The sequence below is a fragment of the Streptomyces sp. NPDC001135 genome (assembly GCF_053598395.1).
The window spans coordinates 79,620-97,842 of record NZ_JBSFKD010000025.1; the positions used below are offsets into that span (position 1 = coordinate 79,620).

The 18,223-nt window shown below is 70.4% G+C and carries 14 protein-coding genes; 12 read left to right on the forward strand and 2 right to left on the reverse strand.

The annotated features are described in order from the left end of the window. The first annotated feature begins 11 nt into the window (after nucleotides 1–11). The 4 genes from ACWC94_RS27470 (at nucleotide 12) to ACWC94_RS27485 (ending at nucleotide 4,637) form a co-directional block, all read left to right on the forward strand. Nucleotides 12–1,931, forward strand: a complete 1,920-nt coding sequence (locus tag ACWC94_RS27470) for a hypothetical protein (RefSeq protein ID WP_450799770.1) — start codon at nucleotides 12–14, stop codon at nucleotides 1,929–1,931. An 80-nt stretch (nucleotides 1,932–2,011) separates the two neighbouring features. Continuing rightward, the gene (locus ACWC94_RS27475; RefSeq protein ID WP_450799771.1) at nucleotides 2,012–2,890 is read left to right on the forward strand and encodes a metal-dependent hydrolase; all 879 of its coding nucleotides are present in this window, start codon (nucleotides 2,012–2,014) and stop codon (nucleotides 2,888–2,890) included. Continuing rightward, a complete protein-coding gene (locus ACWC94_RS27480) occupies nucleotides 2,890–3,912 on the forward strand; it encodes a PDR/VanB family oxidoreductase (RefSeq protein ID WP_450799772.1) in 1,023 nt (340 codons plus the stop codon). Before ACWC94_RS27475 ends, ACWC94_RS27480 begins: the two co-directional genes overlap by 1 nt. Before the next feature lie 38 nt (nucleotides 3,913–3,950). Beyond that, nucleotides 3,951–4,637: a TetR/AcrR family transcriptional regulator gene (locus ACWC94_RS27485; protein ID WP_450799773.1), complete on the forward strand. Its 687-nt coding sequence runs from the start codon at nucleotides 3,951–3,953 to the stop codon at nucleotides 4,635–4,637. A gap of 7 nt (nucleotides 4,638–4,644) precedes the next feature. On the opposite strand, the gene pulA is transcribed toward ACWC94_RS27485, so the two are convergent. After that, nucleotides 4,645–10,011 (reverse strand): pullulanase-type alpha-1,6-glucosidase, encoded by a 5,367-nt coding sequence (gene pulA / locus ACWC94_RS27490; protein ID WP_450799774.1) that lies wholly within the window; start codon nucleotides 10,009–10,011, stop codon nucleotides 4,645–4,647. 118 nt (nucleotides 10,012–10,129) lie between these two features. Here pulA and ACWC94_RS27495 point away from each other — a divergent pair, with 118 nt between their 5' ends. Further along, entirely contained in the window at nucleotides 10,130–10,339 is a 210-nt protein-coding gene (locus ACWC94_RS27495; protein ID WP_450799775.1) for a carbohydrate-binding module family 20 domain-containing protein, read from the forward strand. A 14-nt stretch (nucleotides 10,340–10,353) separates the two neighbouring features. Here ACWC94_RS27495 and ACWC94_RS27500 read toward each other — a convergent pair whose 3' ends face one another. Beyond that, the gene (locus ACWC94_RS27500; RefSeq protein WP_450799776.1) at nucleotides 10,354–11,736 is read right to left on the reverse strand and encodes an alpha-amylase; all 1,383 of its coding nucleotides are present in this window, start codon (nucleotides 11,734–11,736) and stop codon (nucleotides 10,354–10,356) included. Nucleotides 11,737–11,956: 220 nt separating this feature from the next. Here ACWC94_RS27500 and ACWC94_RS27505 point away from each other — a divergent pair, with 220 nt between their 5' ends. The 7 genes from ACWC94_RS27505 to ACWC94_RS27535 all read left to right on the forward strand — a co-directional run bounded on the left by ACWC94_RS27505 (nucleotide 11,957) and on the right by ACWC94_RS27535 (nucleotide 18,207). Further along, nucleotides 11,957–12,238, forward strand: coding sequence for an ATP-binding cassette domain-containing protein (locus ACWC94_RS27505; RefSeq protein WP_450799777.1), 282 nt, complete (start codon nucleotides 11,957–11,959; stop codon nucleotides 12,236–12,238). Then, nucleotides 12,193–12,489 carry a hypothetical protein gene (locus tag ACWC94_RS27510; RefSeq protein WP_450799778.1) on the forward strand — a complete coding sequence of 99 codons (297 nt, stop codon included), beginning with the start codon at nucleotides 12,193–12,195 and terminating at the stop codon, nucleotides 12,487–12,489. The genes ACWC94_RS27505 and ACWC94_RS27510 overlap by 46 nt, the downstream gene beginning before the upstream one ends. A gap of 69 nt (nucleotides 12,490–12,558) precedes the next feature. Beyond that, nucleotides 12,559–13,116, forward strand: a complete 558-nt coding sequence (locus ACWC94_RS27515) for a S26 family signal peptidase (protein ID WP_450799779.1) — start codon at nucleotides 12,559–12,561, stop codon at nucleotides 13,114–13,116. A gap of 8 nt (nucleotides 13,117–13,124) precedes the next feature. Continuing rightward, nucleotides 13,125–14,414: an extracellular solute-binding protein gene (locus tag ACWC94_RS27520; RefSeq protein WP_450799780.1), complete on the forward strand. Its 1,290-nt coding sequence runs from the start codon at nucleotides 13,125–13,127 to the stop codon at nucleotides 14,412–14,414. A gap of 140 nt (nucleotides 14,415–14,554) precedes the next feature. Next, nucleotides 14,555–15,559, forward strand: coding sequence for a carbohydrate ABC transporter permease (locus ACWC94_RS27525; protein ID WP_450799781.1), 1,005 nt, complete (start codon nucleotides 14,555–14,557; stop codon nucleotides 15,557–15,559). Nucleotides 15,560–15,571: 12 nt separating this feature from the next. Beyond that, nucleotides 15,572–16,480, forward strand: coding sequence for a sugar ABC transporter permease (locus ACWC94_RS27530; RefSeq protein WP_450799782.1), 909 nt, complete (start codon nucleotides 15,572–15,574; stop codon nucleotides 16,478–16,480). Between the two features lie 62 nt (nucleotides 16,481–16,542). Then, nucleotides 16,543–18,207 carry a glycoside hydrolase family 13 protein gene (locus ACWC94_RS27535; RefSeq protein WP_450799783.1) on the forward strand — a complete coding sequence of 555 codons (1,665 nt, stop codon included), beginning with the start codon at nucleotides 16,543–16,545 and terminating at the stop codon, nucleotides 18,205–18,207. The last annotated feature ends 16 nt before the right edge of the window (nucleotides 18,208–18,223 follow it).

An 18,223-nucleotide genomic window follows, 5' to 3' on the forward strand; every position in this document is an offset into this window, starting at 1 on the left:
TTCTCCCGGACGTGCAGTCACAGGATGTAGCCCAGCGTCACGCACCCACCGCCACCGAGGACACCGGGCCGGTCGGCCTCGAGCAGGCCGAGGCCGCGCTCGTCGAGCACTACCCACGACTGGTCCGGATCGCCTACCTGGTGCTGCCGCCGGGCCTCGGCCGCAGCCGCCGGGTGCTGACCGCACACGCCCTCGCCCAGCGCTCCCTGCCCCGGGGCCGCGGGCAGCAGTGCGCGATCCCGGCCCAGGCCCCGGGCCGGGAGGGCGAGCTGGGGTACGCCTTCCTGCGGGAGCGTGTCCTGCGCGCGGCCCTGGAGACGGCCCGCCCCCGCAGGGGTCTGTCCCGGCTCTCCCCCCTGCCGCCGCTGCTGCCCCAGGTGTGGGGCCTGAGGCTGTTCCCGCGGTCGGGCGGCGCCGACGAGCTAGCCCTGGACCAGCGGCTGTCCGCCCTGTCCGGCCCGGCCCGCGCCGCCTATGTGCTGCGCGGCCTGGAGGAACTGTCCGACGCCGACATCCGTACGGTCCTCACGGCCGCCGGGGTCGACGACCCGGGCGGCGCGCTGGCCGACGCGAACGGCCTGCCGACCCAGCCCGCGCTGCTCTCCTCCGCCGAGTTCGACCCGTGTCTGCTCCAGGCCCGGCCCACCGATCTGATGCGCCGCCGCCAGCACACCAAGGCCGCGCTCGCGGCCGCCGCGGCACTCGCGGTGTGCGGGGCGCTGGCCGCCCTGCCCGGCGGCGGCTGGGGCCCGGACGGCGCCGCCGCACCCGCCTACGCCGGGAATCCGGCCGCCGAGGCCGCCCTCGACCCCGGCCGGCTCATCCAGGTCTCCCCCGTCGCGTGGGAGTCCGCCGCCCGCACCGACTTCTCGGTGTGGCCCGCGCGCGGCCCGCTCACCGGCGACACGGCCCTGCTGCGCCGCGCCCTCGCCGTATGGGCCCGCCCCGGCGAGACCGTCCACGTCTCGGCGACCCCCGGCACCGACACCGGCGGCCCGGCCGGCCCGCCCCAGCTGCTGTACGCGGGCCAGGTCGCGGGCGCCCGCGTGGTGATGCTGTACGACGGGCTGCGCATCGCGCGGTACGCCGAGCCGGTCGACGGCACCCAGGGCGCGGCCCTCGACCTCGCCCGCGCCGACGCCGCCACCGGCCCCGAGGCGAGCGCGCTGGTGCTGGGCCGCTCGGACGGCAACGTCCAGTACCTGACCGCGCCCTGGGTGAAGAAGGCGGCCTCGCGGGACCTGACGAAGCCGGAGTCCGCCGCGACCCCGCTGACCCTCAGCGACGGCATCACCGCCCCGCTGGCCAGCCCGGCGCTGCGCCCCGGCACCTGCACCTCCTGGACGGTGCTGCAGCTGACCGACGCCACCGGCTCCCGGCTCAGCACCGACCTGGGTGAGTTGGTACCGGCCCATCTCACCGCCGGCCGGCCCGGCGCGACCGGCGAGGCGTCCGGTGCGGCGGGGCTGCGGGCCTGGGCGCCGTACGCCTGCTCGCTGTCGCTGGAGCGCTCCGCGGGGGTGCGCAGCGTCAACGCCTGGACGTTCGCCGACCAGCCGCTGCCCGACGGCAGCGGGGCGGCCGACTGGGTGTGCACCAGGGCCGAGACCTGGCGGGGCGACGGTACGGGCGCGTTCGCCCAGTTCCACCCGCCGGGCGGGCGGGTCGGTGCGGTGGTCGCCAAGGGTACGGACGCCCGGTCCTGCGGGCCGCGTGATCCCCATGTGCTGGCCGGGGTGCTGTGGAAGTCCGCGGCCGGGCACTGGTATCTGCTGGCGGCGGGCGACAAGGACACGGCGTCGATCCAGGCGGGGGGCGGGGTCACCGCCGCGGGGCAGGGCCGGTTCCTGGTGGCCCGGGCCAAGCAGGGGGCACGGGCCGACCTGAAGGGCACACTGGAGGACGGGCGGCCGGTCACCGGGCTGCGGTAGGCCCGGGGTTGTTGACACCGGCGTAAACAAGGTCCGCCACGGGGGTTCTCAGTACCCGTACCCGCCAGTACATTGACGCCATGTCTAACACGCAGGCCCGGGTGCCCCTCAAGGCACGCAAGGTGTCCTTCTCCTGGGACGGCACGCCGTTGCACTGGGTGCCGGGAGATCCGTTCACCACGCACACCATCAACGTGCTGCACCTGCTGCTGCCCGCCGGTGAGCGGTGGTTCGTGCACGTGTACAAGCAGGTGCTGCCGTACATCCGGGACGACCGGCTCCGCGAGGACGTCATCGGGTTCATCGGCCAGGAGGCGATGCACTCCCAGGCCCATGACGAGGTGCTGCCGCACCTGCGGGAGCAGGGGCTCGATCCGACGCCGTACACCGCGCAGGTCGACTGGTTCTTCGAGAAGCTGCTCGGCGACCGGACGCTGCCGCCGGGCAGGCCGCGCCGCTGGTGGCTGATGGAGCGGGTCGCGCTCATCGCCGCCATCGAGCACTACACCGCGTTCCTCGGCAACTGGGTGCTCAACGCCGGCGAACTGGACCGGCGCGGCGCCGATCCGACCATGCTGGACCTGCTGCGCTGGCACGGCGCGGAGGAGGTGGAGCACCGCTCCGTCGCCTTCGAGCTGTTCATGCACGTCGACGGCAGTTACCGCCGGCGCGTACGGACCTGGGCCACGGCCTTTTCGGCACTGGTGTTCCTGTGGCAGCGCGGGGCGCGGTTCTTCATGGAGAACGACCCGACCCTCGTCGACGGCAAGGCCTCCTTCAGGGAGTTCCACGTCCGCGGCAGGCGGGGCCTGCTCCCCACGACCGGGGACATGCTCCGGTCCATCCCCCGCTACCTCAGCCGCGCCTACCACCCCTCGCAGGAGGGCGACACCGAACAGGCCGTCGCCTACCTGGCCTCCTCCCCGGCGGCCACGGCGGCGGAGAGGAGGGGCGCCTGATGGCGAAGGTGCGCAACCTCGCGCTCGTCGCGGGCGCCGCCCTGCTGACCCGGCGGGCTCTGCGCCGCCGTATCCAGGCCTCACCGCTGTGGCCGCTGCCCGCGCTGGAGGAGCCCACCTCGGGCCGGCCGCGCTCGCGGACCCTGCGCCTGCTGGTGACCTCGCGCGAGACGGTGGCCGACGGTGTCGTCCGGCTCCGTCTGGAGGGGCGGGACCTGCCGCGCTGGGAGCCCGGAGCCCATCTCGACCTCGTCCTGCCGTCAGGTCTCGTCCGGCAGTACTCGCTGTGCGGCGACCCCGGGGACACCTCCGCGTACACCGTCGCGACCCGGCTGGTCGAGAACGGGCGGGGCGGCTCGCGCGAGGTGCACGAGCAGGTGACGGAGGGCATGGAACTGGAGGTGCGGGGGCCCCGGAACCGGTTTCCGCTGATCGAGGCGCCGTCGTACGTCTTCGTCGCCGGCGGGATCGGGATCACCCCGCTGCTGGCGATGCTGCGGTCGCTTCCGGGGGACGCCGAGTGGCGGTTGCTGTACGCGGGGCGCGACAGGGCCTCGATGCCGTTCCTGGAGGAGGTCGAGAAACTGGGCGGAGACCGGGTGACCGTCGTGGAGGGAAGGCCGGACCTCGACACTCTCGAGGTGGGCGAGGGGGCCGCCCTCTACTGTTGCGGGCCCGAGGGACTCATGACGGCCGTCGCGGCACGCTTCCCGGACGTCCGCCTCGAGCGGTTCGCACCGCATGCGCCGTCCGGCGGCGACGCGCAGTTCGAGGTCGAACTCAGGCGCAGTGGACGGACGTTGACCGTCCCGGCCGACTCCACCGTGCTGCACGCCGTACGCGGGGAACTGCCGGACACCGCCTACTCCTGCGAGCAGGGCTTCTGCGGGACCTGCCAACAGCGGGTGCTGGCCGGGGAGATCGACCACCGCGACGAGCTGCTGACCGACGAGGAGCGGGCCGACTCGATGCTGATCTGTGTGTCCCGGTCCAAGAGTGATCGTTTGGTGCTCGACATGTGATCACCTCTGATCGGGATCTGATCGGTAAGGTGTGCGCCATGAGTACCGGGGTTCGCCGCAGAATGGGCGTCGAGGAGCGGCGGCAGCAGCTGATCGGCGTCGCCCTCGACCTGTTCAGCCGACACTCGCCCGACGAGGTCTCCATCGACGAGATAGCGGCGGCCGCGGGCATCTCACGCCCGCTGGTGTACCACTACTTCCCCGGCAAACTCAGCCTGTACGAGGCCGCTTTGAAGCGTGCCGCGGAGGATCTCGCGGGCCGCTTCGCCGAGCCGCACGAAGGGCCGCTCGGCGCCCGGCTGCTGCGCGTGATGCACCGCTTCTTCGACTTCGTGGACGAGCACGGCCCCGGTTTCTCGGCACTGATGCGCGGCGGCCCGGCGGTCGGCTCCTCGGCGACGAACGCGCTCATCGACTCGGTGCGGCAGGCCGCCTATGACCAGATGCTTTCGCACTTGGGCGTCACCGAGGCGCCCGCGCGACTGGAACTGGTCGTTCGCTCCTGGGTCTCGCTCGCCGAGTCAACGGCCCTGATCTGGCTGGAGGGCCGGCGCGTCCCGCGCGCCGAACTGGAGATCCAGCTGGTGCACGACTTCGCCGCGCTGACCGCCGTGAGCGCCGCCCACGACGAGGACATGGCGGACCTGCTGAAGAAGATGGTCAAGGACGAGCCGACCGACGGCCCCTTCGCGGAGCTCGTCGGCCGGCTCATCACCCTCGGTTGACGCGAGCCTACTTCGCCGCCCGTGTGAACACCGCCACCGTCCGGGCCGGGACGGCGAACGTTCCCGTGCCGGAGGTGTAGGCCGAGGTCCTCACCACCGGGTCGGCACCGGCGGCCTGCACCGGGTGCAGCCGGTAGTGCGTGCCGGCGAGCGCGCCGACCGTCTGCTCCTGCCGCTGCGGGGTCGCGTTGAAGACCACGACCAGATCACCGAGCCGCATGGTGAGGACACCCGGTGTCTCGTCCTTGCCGGACAGCGGGAAGGACAGCTCGTCCTGCACCTGCGCGGTCGTGCCCAGGGAGAACGCCCTCTCTGTCGTACGGATCCTCAGCAGGTCCCGGTAGGCGGCGGAGGCGCCGGTGATCTGGTCGCAGCCCACCTTGACCGTGCTCAGCAGCGGCCGGGCGTAGTCCCACTTGGACTGGTTGTCGGCCGCCATGGGCAGTCCCCGCCCGAAGCCGTTGCCGTCGGCGCAGTTCCAGTGGATGGCGTTGAACCAGTCCCCGCTGTCGAAGGAGTTGCGGTCCAGCGACTTCGAGCGCAGCAGGTCGGTGCCCGCCTGGGACAGGGACGGCCCCTGCGAGAGGCCGGCCGTGGCCATCGCCAGGACCTGCATCCGGGCCCGGTCGGACGCCGAGATGCCCTTCGGGAGCTTGTAGGCCAGCGCGTCGAACAGGGACTCGTTGTCGTGCGCGTCGACATAGGCGAGGGCGTCGCCGGGTGCGTCGGCGTATCCGGCGGGCGAGCCGTTGTAGTCGATCTCCGCTCCGGTGACCTGCCTGCCGCCGGTGTCCGTGAAGTGGTACTTGGCGAGGTTGCCGGTCAGGCCGACCTTGATGAGGTCCTGGTAGTGCAGGAGCCGCGCCCGCTGCTCCTCCCGCGAGCCGTTGGCGGCGGAGGAGTTGGGGTCGGTGTACAGCCCGGACGCGAAGCCCTGGACGCCGGGGTCGGAGTCGAAGGGGCTGCCGCCGCGCACCGCGTCACGCGCCCGGTCGGAGAAGGTGGCGATGCCGGTGCCGGCCATGTTCTTCTGCGTGGCCTGCACGAACCGGGCGTCGTCGGCGACCTCCCCGAAGTTCCAGCCCTCGCCGTACAGGATGATCTTCTTGCCGTCGACGCCGTCCTTCTTCGGGGTCAGCGCGTCGAGGGCCTTCCTGACCGCGAGGATGTTGGCCTTCGGGTGGTGGCCCATGAGGTCGAAGCGGAACCCGTCGACCTTGTACTCCTTCGCCCAGGTGACGATCGAGTCCACGACCAGCTTGCCCATCATCGCGTTCTCCGGCGCGGTGTTGGCGCAGCAGGTGCTGTTGGCCACCGAGCCGTCGGCGAGGAGGCGCTGGTAGTAGCCGGGCACGATCCTGTCGAGCACGCTGGTGTCGGCCTGGCCGCTGGCCGCCGTGTGGTTGTAGACGACGTCCATGACGACCCGCAGGCCGTCCTCGTTCAGCCCCTGGACCATCCTGCGGAACTGGACCGTACGGGCCGTGCCGTCCGGGTCGGTGGCGTACGAGCCCTCGGGCACGGTGTAGTGGTACGGGTCGTAGCCCCAGTTGTAGGCGTCCTTCGCGGCGGTCTTCGCCACACACGCCTGCTGGTGGTCGGAGTCGGCCGCGTAGGAGGCCAGGTCGCAGTCCGGGCTCGCCTGGTCGGCCTTCTTCTCCGGGACGGTGGCGAAGTCGAAGGCGGGCAGCAGGTGGACGTACGACGTCCCGGCCTTCGCCAGCGCGCGCAGGTGCTTGGAGCCGTCGCTGTCCTTGTCGGTGAAGGCCAGGTAGGTGCCCGGGTGCTGCGAGGTGCGGTCCTCGACGGAGAAGTCCCGGATGTGCAGCTCCTGGATCTGCGCGTCCTTCAGCGGTACGGCCCGGGGCTTGTGCAGGGCCGACCAGCCGCTCGGGGCGAGGGACCTGTCGTCCAGGTCGACGACGAGGCTGCGCTCGGAGTCGGCGGTGAGGGCGAGCGAGTAGGGGTCGGTGACCTTGTTGGTGACCATCGCGCGGACGCTGGGCGCCCAGACCTTGACGACGTACCGGTAGGGCTTGCCCTTCCAGGACGCGGGGCCGGTGACGGACCAGACGCCGGTGGCGGCGTCGTGGTGCATGGACGTGACCGAGCCGTCCAGCTCCAGTGAGACGCTCTGCGCGGTCGGCGCCCACACGGAGAGCGTCGGCTTCCCGTCGTGGAAGACCGGCCCGAGCGCGGCCTTGGTGGCACCCGGGTAGAGATCGTCCAGCACGCCCGCGATCTGCACCCCGGTCGCGGCGAGGACGGCACCGTTGGCGGCCCGCTGCGAGACGACCAGCTGGCCCTTCAGCGCCGCGCGCACCCGGTCCCGGTCACGCGGGTCGACGGACCAGGCGGTGTAGTCCTTCAGGTGCGGGAACCTCGCCTTCTGGGCGTCGGTCAGCGTGGACTTCTCCAGCCGGATCCAGCGCTCGTCGTCGCTGGCCAGGGCTCCGTCCTTGACGGTGATCGAGCCGTCGCGGCTGTACAGCAGCTGGGTGGAGGCGGCGCCGTCCACGCCGTTCCAGGCGAGGGTGTTCCGGTCGATCCAGATCGCCTTGGAGGTGCTCAGGTCGAGGGCGGCGGCGCTGCCCGCCGGCTGCGGCAGCAGGTGTTCCTCCTGGCCGTTCACCAGCCACACCTCGTGGCCGTCGGCCCTGAGGTCCAGGGACTGGTCGGCCGGGAGATCCTTGTCGTCGCCCTTGTGGATGATGTAGCTGAGGCTGGTGGCACCCTCGGTGAGCGGAACCTCGAAAACCGCGCCATAGGCATCAGTCTCGACCGGCTTCAGCGGGTTCGACCAGTCGGTGGGGTGCGCGGCACCCGTCCAGACGTGCAGGCCCCAGCCGTCGTAGTTCCCGTCGGCGCGGTGGTAGTGGATGACCGCCTTGGACGTGTCCTGCGCCGGGTAGTCGGGCTTCCGCGTCAGTACGTCCGGCTTCCCCTGCTCGACCCAGACCTCACCTGTCCTGGTGACGTCGATGCTCCGGTCGGCGGAGACGTCCTTGTTCCCCTTCTTGTCGATGACCAGGAAGCCGACGTTGGACGCGCCGGGCTTGAGCTTGACCCAGGCGAAGGCGCCGTAGGCGTCCCGGCCGGTGAAGGGATGGCTGGCGGGCCAGTTCGTGGCCTCGCCGTCGGCGATGTCGCCCCAGGCGTACAGGCCCCAGTTGCCGTAGTCGCCGTCGGCGCGCTTGTAGTGGACGATCGCGTAGTCGCGGGAGGAGGCCGTGGGGACCCCGGGCGCGGGCGGGGTGCCGGTGGTGCTGCTCGCCGTGGCGCTCGCGGTGTGCCCGGCCGAGTCGGTCACGACGGCCTTGTAGCGCAGCGTGGTCCCGGCGGGGACGTCCTTGCCGAGGGTCTGGGTGACCTTGTACGGCGCGTGGTCGGCGGAGCCGAGGACCTGCCACTTGGCGTCGCCGACCTGGGCGGCGAAGACGACCCGGTTCAGCTGACCGCCGTCGGCATCCGCGCTGACGTCCACCGTGCCGGTGGCTCCGGCGGCCGGGGCCTTCAGGGTGATCGTCGGCTCGGCGGCGGGCTTGTCGAGCGGGCCCGCGGCCTTGTAGACGACGGCGGACTCGGCCGGGACGGTGACGCTGACCTTGCGGTCGCCGTCGGACGTCACGGAGCCGGTGGCGCCGTAGACGCCCCGGTACGCCATGCCGGCGGACCCGGTCGCGAAGCTCGCGGTCTGCGCGGTGCCGGCGTTGTTGAGGGCGACGACGTACTCCTGGCCGGTCTTCGCGTCCGTCCGTGTGAAGGCGTAGACACCGGCGCCGTCGGCCGCGTAGCGCTCGGTCTGGACACCGTCGGTCAGGGCCGGGGTGGCCGCACGCAGCCCGGCGAGCGCGGCGATCTGCCGGTACAGGGGCGCCGAGGTGTCGTAGGAGTCGCTCGCGTGGGTGCGGTCGGTGCCGATCTCGTCGTCGTCGAGGTAGTCGGCGACCTTGGAGGCGAACATGGTCTGGCGGGCGTCCTTGTCGCCGCCGGAGCCGGTGAAGCCCTGCTCGTCGCCGTAGTAGACGACCGGGTTGCCGCGGCTGAGGAACATCAGCTCGTTGGCCAGCTCGTCCTTCTTCAGGATCTCGGCGTCGGTCGCCTTCGGGTTGTCCTGCTTCAGGAAGGAGCCGATACGGCCCATGTCGTGGTTGCCGAGGAAGGTGACCTGCTCGTACGCGTTGGCCCTGTCGGTCGTGTACTTGTAGTCGTCGCCGAGGACGCCCGCGAGTTTCCGCGCGCTGCCGCCCTGGGAGGCGTAGGCGCGGGCAGCGTCCTGGAAGGGGAAGTCGAGGGTGGCGTCGAGGCGGCCCTGGGTGACGTACGGGGACGTGATGTTCGTGTCGGCGGAGTAGACCTCGCCGAACATGAAGAAGTTCTTCCGCCCGCGCGACGCCGCGTAGGTGTCCAGCGCGGTGGCCCACTGGGTCCAGAACGGCAGGTCGACGTGTTTGACGGTGTCGATCCGGAAGCCGTCGACGGCGAAGTCCCTCACCCACCGCTCGTAGATCTTCTCCATGCCGTGCACGACCTCGGGACGCTCGGTCCACAGGTCGTCCAGGCCCGAGAAGTCACCGTAGGTCGTGGACTCGCCGGCGTACGTCGAGTCGCCCCGGTTGTGGTACATCGTCGGGTCGTTGAGCCAGGCCGGGACCTTGGACCGGCTGGTGACCTTCGGGGTGTACGGGAAGGAGCCGGTGTCGACGGCCGGGAACTTCCTGCCGCCGTCCGCGTAGTCGGCGTCGTCGAAGGGCCGGCCGTCCTTGGTCAGGTAGGGGAAGGCGCCCTTGGAGAGGTAGTCGGAGGACTTCTCGTCGTGGTCCACGACGTCGGCGGTGTGGTTGGCGATGACGTCGAAGAAGACCTTCATGCCCTTGGCGTGCGCCTGGGAGATGAGGGTCTTGAGGTCCTTGTTGGTGCCGAAGTGCGGGTCGACCTGGGTGAAGTCGGTGATCCAGTAGCCGTGGTACCCGGCGGAGGCGTTGCTGCCCGTGCCCTGCACGGGACGGTTCTTGAAGAGGGGGGCCATCCAGATGGCGGTGGTGCCGAGCCCCTTGATGTAGTCCAGCCGCTTGGTCAGGCCCTTGAGGTCGCCGCCCTGGTAGAAGCCCTTGTCGGTGGGGTCGTACCCGGTGGTGAGGCGTGAGCCGGTGAGTCCGCCCTCGTCGTTGGAGCCGTCCCCGTTGGCGAAACGGTCCGGCATGACGAAGTAGAACTGCTCGCGGGTGTCGCCGTGCCGCGCGGGCTGGGCGGCGAGGGCCGCGTCCGACGGGGGCGCGGGCGGGGTGGCCGCGTGGGCGGCCAGTGGCTGGATCAGTGCGGCGGCGAGGGCTACGGCGGTGACGGCCGCGGCCCGTCTCGCTCTGGGTATCACAGGCGGTAACTCCTAGCGAATGCGGCTCTGTTGGGTCCGACCCGGCGCGACCGTATCGCTGCCGAAAGCTTTACAGCAATGGTCTTGAAACTCATAGCAAGAAGTTTCAGCGTCAATCGTGACGTGCCCGCCGCCACGACCGACTGGGGCACCGACGTCTACGTCGTCGGCGTCGTACCCGACGTGGAGCAAGCCGGTCATCGTCCCCAAGAGCACGTCCTTCGCGTACACGTACGTCAAGGAGGACGGCTCCGGGAACGTGACCTGGGGAGTCCGGGGCGAACCGCACCTACACGACGGGCGGTTCGTCCGGCTGCACGACGAGTGACACGTGGAAGTGGCTCAGCAGCTCGACTTCCCCGCATAGAGGGCGAGCGCCGTGTCGGCGCCCAGGGTGGCGGTGAACTGTCCGCTGGAGTTCACCGCCACCGGCTTGCCGCTCTGCACGTCGCAGTAGGTGCCTGCCGGCAGGGAGGTCTGGTAGGTGCGGGTCTGCGACGAGGACTCGTGGTTGATCGCCACGTAGCCCTTGGTGCCGCGGCCGAAGGCGATCCAGTTGTTGCCGTCGTCCCACCAGTTCGAGACGGACTCACCCCTCGTCGCGTTGCGGAAGGCGACCATCGACCTGATCTCCGGCCAGGCGTGCTGGCACTTCCAGCCGTCCTGCCAGCAGGCGTCGACCCGGCCGTTGTTCGGCGGGCCCGCGTCCGCGTCGGACCACTCGTAGCCGGAGTTGACGTCCGGGGAGCCGTAGGGCCAGGCCAGCATGAAGACGTTGGCCAGGGTGTAGTCGGCGCCGGCCTTGTAGTTCAGGGTGGAGCCGTTGCGTTCCGTGTCGTGGTTGTCGACGAAGACGCCGGCGACCGGGCTCTTCAGGTAGCCCCAGCCCTCGCCGAAGTTGGTGAGATACGCCAGCTTCTCGTGGGTGAAGACGCGCTTGAGGTCGTAGGCGTAGCGGAACTCCTGGACGTCCCCGTTGCCGGTGTACTCGGAGGGCTGGACGGCCTCGTTCGCGCCGTAGATGACCTCCTGCTTCCAGTAGACGGAAGGGTTGGTCAGGCGGGACTTGATGTTCGCCAGGTCGTCGGCGGGGATGTGTTTCGCCGCGTCGATGCGGAAGCCGTCGGCGCCCAGGGAGAGCAGGTCGTTCATGTATCCGGCGATGGTCCTGCGGACGTACTCCTCGCCGGTGTCCAGGTCGGCGAGCCCGACCAGTTCGCAGTGCTGGACGTTCCAGCGGTCCTGGTAGTTGGTGACCTGGGAGGTGCAGTCGTCGAAGTCGGGGGACGAGTACAGGCCCGGATAGTCGTACTTGGTGTACGCCGAACCGCCGGTGCCGGTGCCGCTGCCCGACGACATGTGGTTGACGACGGTGTCCACGACGACCTTCAGACCGGCCGCGTGACAGGTGTCGATCATGTTCTTGAACGCGGTGCGGTCGCCGAGGCGGCCCGCGATCTTGTAGGCCACCGGCTGGTACGAGGTCCACCACTGCGAGCCCTGTATGTGCTCGGCCGGTGGGGAGACCTGGACATAGCCGTAGCCGGCGGGGCCGAGGGCGGTGGTGCACTCGTGGGCGACCGAGGCGTAGTTCCACTCGAAGAGGACGGCGGTGACGTCCTTGGTGCCGGGCGGGGAGGCCTCGGCGACACCGGTGGGGACGGTGAGGGGGACCGCCAGGCCGGCCACGAGGGCGAGCGAGGCGGCCAGGGTCCTTCTGGCCATGTGTGCTCCTGCACTTCGTTGTGCGTGTGGGGGGAGTTTGACTGATCAACGACCAACGGGTGGCGTGAACCTAACCGTTACGCCAACGTTTCAGCAAGATGCAGAAACAAATTCCAACAGGTGGCTTGACGAGGCCAGTTCGCCCGTCACAGGCGCAGGGCGGACCCGCGGTCGCCCGTCGTGCAGGGCGGGCTGGGCGGTGTGCCGTCTCCGCCGCGGGGTGAGCCCGACCATTCCGCACGGCCGCACGCTCGCGCTCGTCGGGGACAACGGCGCGGGCAAGAGCACCTTGGTCAAGGTGCTGCGCCGCTTCTACGACCCGACCCGGGGCAGCATCCGGTGGGACGGCACCGACCTGCGCGAGCTGAACCGGGCCGAGCTGCGCCGTCGCATCGGGGCGGTGTTCCAGGACTTCGTGCGCTACGACCCGACGGCCGCCGAGAACATCGCGGGCGGGTGGCGCCGGCCGGGGCCTTCCTGCGGGAGGACCCCGATCTGCTGATCCTGGACGAGCCGGCCTCGGGGCTGGATCCGCAGGCCGAGCACGAGATCCAGGAGGCTCTGCGGCTCCACCGGCGGGGCCGGACGAGCCTGCTGGTCTCGCACCGGCTGGGCACGGCGCGGGATGCGGACCTGATCGTGGTGCTGGGGGACGGGACGGTCGTGGAGTCGGGCGGGTGCGCGGAGCTGGTCGCGGCCGGCGGACGGTACGCGGGGCTGTTCCGCCGGCGGGCCGAGGGGTGTGTGCGGTGATCGTTGTGTTGTCGCCGGTCGCCGCGGTGGCCAGGGGTGTGCTGGGGGTGTGCTGGGGTCCGGCACCGGATGGTGGTGATCACCGTGAAGGGGGTGAGCATGCGGCCGACGCTGCGGGCCGGGGATGTGCTGATCGGACGCCGGACGGGCGCGGGCCGGCTGCGGTCGGGGCAGATCGTGGTGGTCGGGATGCCGGAGCCGGGCGCCGGCTGGAAGAGCTGGAGCCGGCCGGACCGGGCCTCCCGCTTCATGATCAAGCAGCTCGCGGCCGTGCCCGGCGAGGTGGTGCCGGCCGCCGGACGGGACCGGCTCGGGGCGGGCACGGTGCCGGCCGGATCCGTGGTGGTGCTGGGCGACAACCTGCAAGAGAGCGTGGCCTGCCGGGAGATCGGTTACTTCCCGGTGGAACGGGGGTCGGGGTGGCGGTGCGCACGTATCGCCGCAGTCCGGAGGACATGCGGGGGTAACGGGGACGTCACGCTTGCAGGATCTCGCGGAAATTTCCTTGCAACATCTTTCGCAAGGACTTGCAGCCTTGCTACGTTCCTCCCGCGCCCGGCGGCCGTCGATTGGGACAGACGGCACCCGCGGTCTTCCCAAGGGATGATCCGGGCAACCCTCTTCTAGGAGTTCATATGCGACGTGGCATATCGATCGCCGCCGCGGCCACCGTGGTCGCCCTGGCCGCCACCGCCTGCGGCGGCTCGGACAACAAGGCCAGCGGCAAGCCGAAGGACCCCAAGGACGTCTCGGGCACGATCACCTACTGGGACACGTCCGACGCGGCGACCGAAGCCCCGACGTACAAGGCCCTGATCAAGCAGTTCGAGGCCAAGTACCCGAAGATCAAGGTGAACTACCAGAGCATCCCGTTCACCGACGTCGAGCAGAAGTTCAAGTCGGCCGCCAAGAGCGGCAAGGGCGCCCCGGACGTGGTGCGCACCGACGTGGGTCTGATGGCCGAGTACGCCTCGCTGGGCTACATCGCCCCGCTCGACGGCACCGCCGCGCTGCAGAACACCTCGGACTTCAGCACGGGCGCGCTGAACACGGCCAAGATCAACGGCAAGACCTACGGCGTCCCGTCGGTCACCGACACCCTGGGCCTGCTGTACAACAAGGACCTGTTCAAGAAGGCCGGCATCGCCAAGCCGCCGGCCACCTGGGACGAGTTCATCGCCGACGCCAAGACGATCAAGAAGAAGACCGGCGCGTACGGCACCTACGTCAACCCGGACTCCTACTTCCTGCTCCCGCTGCTGTACAGCAACGGTGCCGACATGGCCGACACCTCGGCGAAGAAGATCACCATCGGCGACAGCAACGCCGTCACCGCGCTGAACACCGCGAAGAAGATCTACGACGAGGCGTCGATGAAGGTCGACTTCGCGAACGCCTACCAGAACATGCAGACCGCCTTCAAGAACGGCAAGGTGGCCATGCTGATCCAGGGCCCCTGGTCCGTCAGCGACGACCTGACCGGCTCGGCGTTCAAGGGCAAGGAGGCCAACCTCGGCTACGCGCCCGTCCCGGCCGGCGCCGGCGGCAAGGCCCAGGCCCCGACCGGCGGCCACGACCTCGCCGTCTACCAGGGCTCCGGCAACCTGGACGCCAGCTACCTGTTCACGCAGTTCATGACGTCCACCGCGAGCCAGGTCACCATCGCGGAGAAGACCGGCACCCTGCCGACCCGCAAGTCGGCCTACACCAGCGCGGTCACGGCCGACGCCAAGATCGCCGGCTTCAAGCCGATCCTGGAGCAGACCGCCCGTCCGCGCGTCGCGCTCCCCCAGGTCGGCTCGCTGTTCACGCCGCTGCAGCAGAACTACGTGAAGATCCTGCAGGGCGACGCGTCGGTCAAGTCCGGCCTGGACGCCACCGCCAAGCAGTTCCAGACCCTCCTGCCCGGCTACTCCATCGGCTGACCTGAACGGTCGGTAGCCGCACCGTAACCGAAGGACACGCAGCCCCGGGGAACGTACTTTCCCCGCTGCCGCCCCGACCGGGGCTCCCCGGGGCTGCGGAACCACCCCACCTTTGCCGCGAACGAGCCGATAAAGAGTCGATGAGGATGAGCACCGCAGCGAGCACGGCACAGACCGACAAGACAGCGCGGGACGACAGGTCCCCGCGCCCCGCACGCGTTTCACGCCTCAGGCGGTCCTGGGACAAGTACTGGTACGCCTGGGCGATGGTGGCCCCGGTCGCCGTGGTGATCGCCGTGCTGGTCCTGTATCCGCTGGGGTACGGCTTCTACCAGTCGCTGACCAACGCCAACGAGTCGAACGTCGCCAGCACCATCGGCGCCTTCCACCGGCCCGCGACCTACGACTTCGTCGGCCTCGACAACTACTGGCACGTCCTGTCGGGCGCGGACGGCGACTTCTACCCGCGCCTGGTGTGGACGGTGGTGTGGACGGTCTCCTGCGTCGCCCTGCAGGTCGGTATCGGCATGGGCCTCGCCGTCCTCCTCAACCGCGAGATGCGGCTGCGCGGCTTCTACCGGGCGATGCTGATCCTGCCCTGGGCGGTCCCGTCGTTCATCGGCGTCTTCGCCTGGCGACTGATGCTGAACTCCCAGTTCGGCGTGTTCAACGAGATCATCACCGCGGTCGGCCTGCCCGCCCAGAACTGGCTGGGCACCCCGCTCGCCCAGAAGATCGCCGTGATCATGGTGAACGTCTGGATCGGCATCCCCTTCAACATGGTCGCCGTGCTCGGCGGCCTGCAGTCGATTCCCAAGGAGCTGTACGAGGCCGCCGAGATGGACGGCGCCTCGCCCTGGCAGCGGTTCGTCAACGTCACGCTGCCCGGTCTGCGCCCGGTGTCCAACACCGTGATCCTGCTCGGCTGCATCTGGACGTTCAACATGTTCAACGTCATCTACCTGCTGCTGGGCAACAACACCACCGGCGACACCGACATCCTCGTCACCTTCGCCTTCCGCAAGGCCTTCACCGGCATCTCGGACTACTCGGGAGCGGCGACCTACGGGATCATCATCCTCGCCCTCCTGCTGGCCTTCTCGACGTTCTACCGCCGCAGCACCCTGAAGTCCGAGCAGGCGTAAGGAGCAACCGCCATGACCGCAGCGACCCACGAGACCCCCGCGACCGCTCCCGCCGCCACCCGTTCCCCGGCCGCCCCGTCCCGCAAGGTGCGCGGGCGTGAGGAACGCGGCCCCGTAGCGTCCATCGCCCTGCACGCCACCCTGATCCTGGCCACGGTCATCGCGGCCTTCCCCGTGGTGTGGATCCTGTTCATCTCGCTCGGCCCGAAGAACGCCTGGCAGCAGCCGAGCGAGGTGCTCAAGGACCTCAGCTTCCACAACTACAGTGACGTACTGGCCCACTCGGACCTGCCGAAGTGGTTCCTGAACACCGTCATCGTGGCCGGCGGCACCACCCTGCTCGGTGTCTTCCTCGCGGCGACCGCCGGGTACGCGGTGTCCCGGATGAGGTTCCCGGGCAGCCAGCAGCTGATGTGGACCTTCCTGGTCACCCAGATGTTCCCCAGTATCGTGCTGATCGTGCCGCTGTATCTGCTTCTGTCCGAGTTGGACCTCCTCGACAACTACCTCGGTCTGATCCTGGCGTACGCGACGACGGCGGTGCCCTTCTGCGCCTGGATGATGAAGGGCTACTTCGACACGATCCCCAAGGAGATCGACGAGGCGGGCCGGGTGGACGGCCTCACCCCGATCGGCACCTTCTGGCGGCTGATCGTGCCGCTGGCCAAGCCGGGCCTCGCGGTGACCGCGTTCTACAGCTTCCTCACCGCCTGGGGCGAGGTCGCGTACGCCACGCAGTTCATGCAGTCCGACCACTACACGCTCGCCGTCGGCATCCGCACCTTCGCACAGGACCAGCGGCCCGACTGGGCGTGGACCTCGGCCACCGCGATCATCATCACCATCCCGGCGGCCCTCGTGTTCATGCTCGTGCAGCGCAGCCTGGTCTCCGGACTGACCGCCGGCGGCACCAAGTCCTGACCGCCCGGCCCGGCACCCCGCAAGCTTCTTCGTCGTTCCCCCCGCATCACGTAAGGGAATCCATGACCCAGCACGTCACCGACGCAGTCCCCACCGACGCCTCCTCCGCCGCCTCCGGGCGCCGGGAGTGGTGGCGCGACGCGGTCATCTACCAGGTCTACCCGCGCAGCTTCGCCGACGGCAACGGCGACGGCATGGGCGACCTGCCCGGCATCCGCTCCCGGCTGCCGTACCTGAAGCGGCTGGGCGTGGACGCCGTGTGGCTGTCGCCCTTCTACGCCTCCCCGCAGGCCGACGCGGGCTACGACGTCGCCGACTACCGGGCCGTGGACCCGATGTTCGGCACCCTGACCGACGCCGACGACCTGGTGCGCGACGCCCATGGGCTGGGTCTGAAGGTGATCGTCGACGTGGTGCCCAACCACTGCTCCGACCAGCACGAGTGGTTCAAGCAGGCGCTGCGCGAGGGTCCCGGCTCGCCGCTGAGGGAGCGGTTCCACTTCCGGCCGGGCAAGGGCGCCGACGGCGGACTGCCGCCGAACGACTGGGAGTCGATCTTCGGCGGCCCGGCCTGGACCCGGGTCACCGAGCCGGACGGCACCCCCGGCGAGTGGTACCTCCACCTGTTCGCCCCGGAGCAGCCCGACTTCAACTGGGACCACCCGGCCGTGCACGACGAGTTCCGCTCCATCCTGCGGTTCTGGCTGGACCTCGGCATCGACGGGTTCCGCATCGACGTGGCGCACGGCCTGGTCAAGGCGGCCGGCCTGCCGGACATCGGCCACGACGAGCAGGTCAAGCTGCTCGGCACCGAGGCCGTGCCGTACTTCGACCAGGACGGCGTGCACGAGATCTACCGGGGCTGGCGGCGGATCCTCGACGAGTACGACGACGACCGGATCGCCGTGGCCGAGGCGTGGACGCCGACCGTCGAGCGCAGCGCCCTGTACATCCGGCCCGACGAGCTCCACCAGGCCTTCAACTTCTCCTACCTGACCACCGGCTGGAACGCGGCGGACCTGCGCGAGGTCGTCGACCGCTCGCTGACCGCCATGAACGCGGTGCACGCGCCCGCGACCTGGGTGCTGTCCAACCACGACGTGGTACGGCACTCCACGCGCCTCGCGGAAGGGGACGAGGCGCGTGGTCTGCGCCGGGCCCGGGCGGCGACCCTGCTGATGCTGGCGCTGCCCGGCTCGGCGTACCTCTACCAGGGCGAGGAACTGGGCCTGCCCGAGGTCGTCGACCTGCCCGACGAGGTGCGCCAGGACCCGGCGTTCTTCCGCAGCTCGGGCCAGGACGGCACGCGCGACGGCTGCCGGGTGCCCCTGCCGTGGTCGGGCGAGGCGGCGCCGTTCGGCTTCGGCCCCGTCGAGGGCGGCCCGAGCTGGCTGCCGCAGCCCGCGAACTGGAAGGACCTGACCGTCGCGGCCCAGGAGGGCGACCCCACCTCCACCCTGGAGTTCTACCGCAGCGCGCTGGCCGTGCGCCGCGAGCACCCGGCGCTCGGCGCCGGCCGCCAGGTGACCTGGCTGGACGCCCCGGAGGGCGTGCTGGCCTTCCGCCGTGACACCGCCGACGGCTCGTTCGTCTGCACGGTCAACCTCACGGCCGCCCCGGTCTCCGTGGCCACTCCCGGCACGCTGCTGCTCGCCAGCGCCGATGTCGAGCCGGGCCCGGCACACACCGCGGTCCCCGCGGATTGCGCCATCTGGTGGGCAGTCTGAGATGCGACCGGTACAG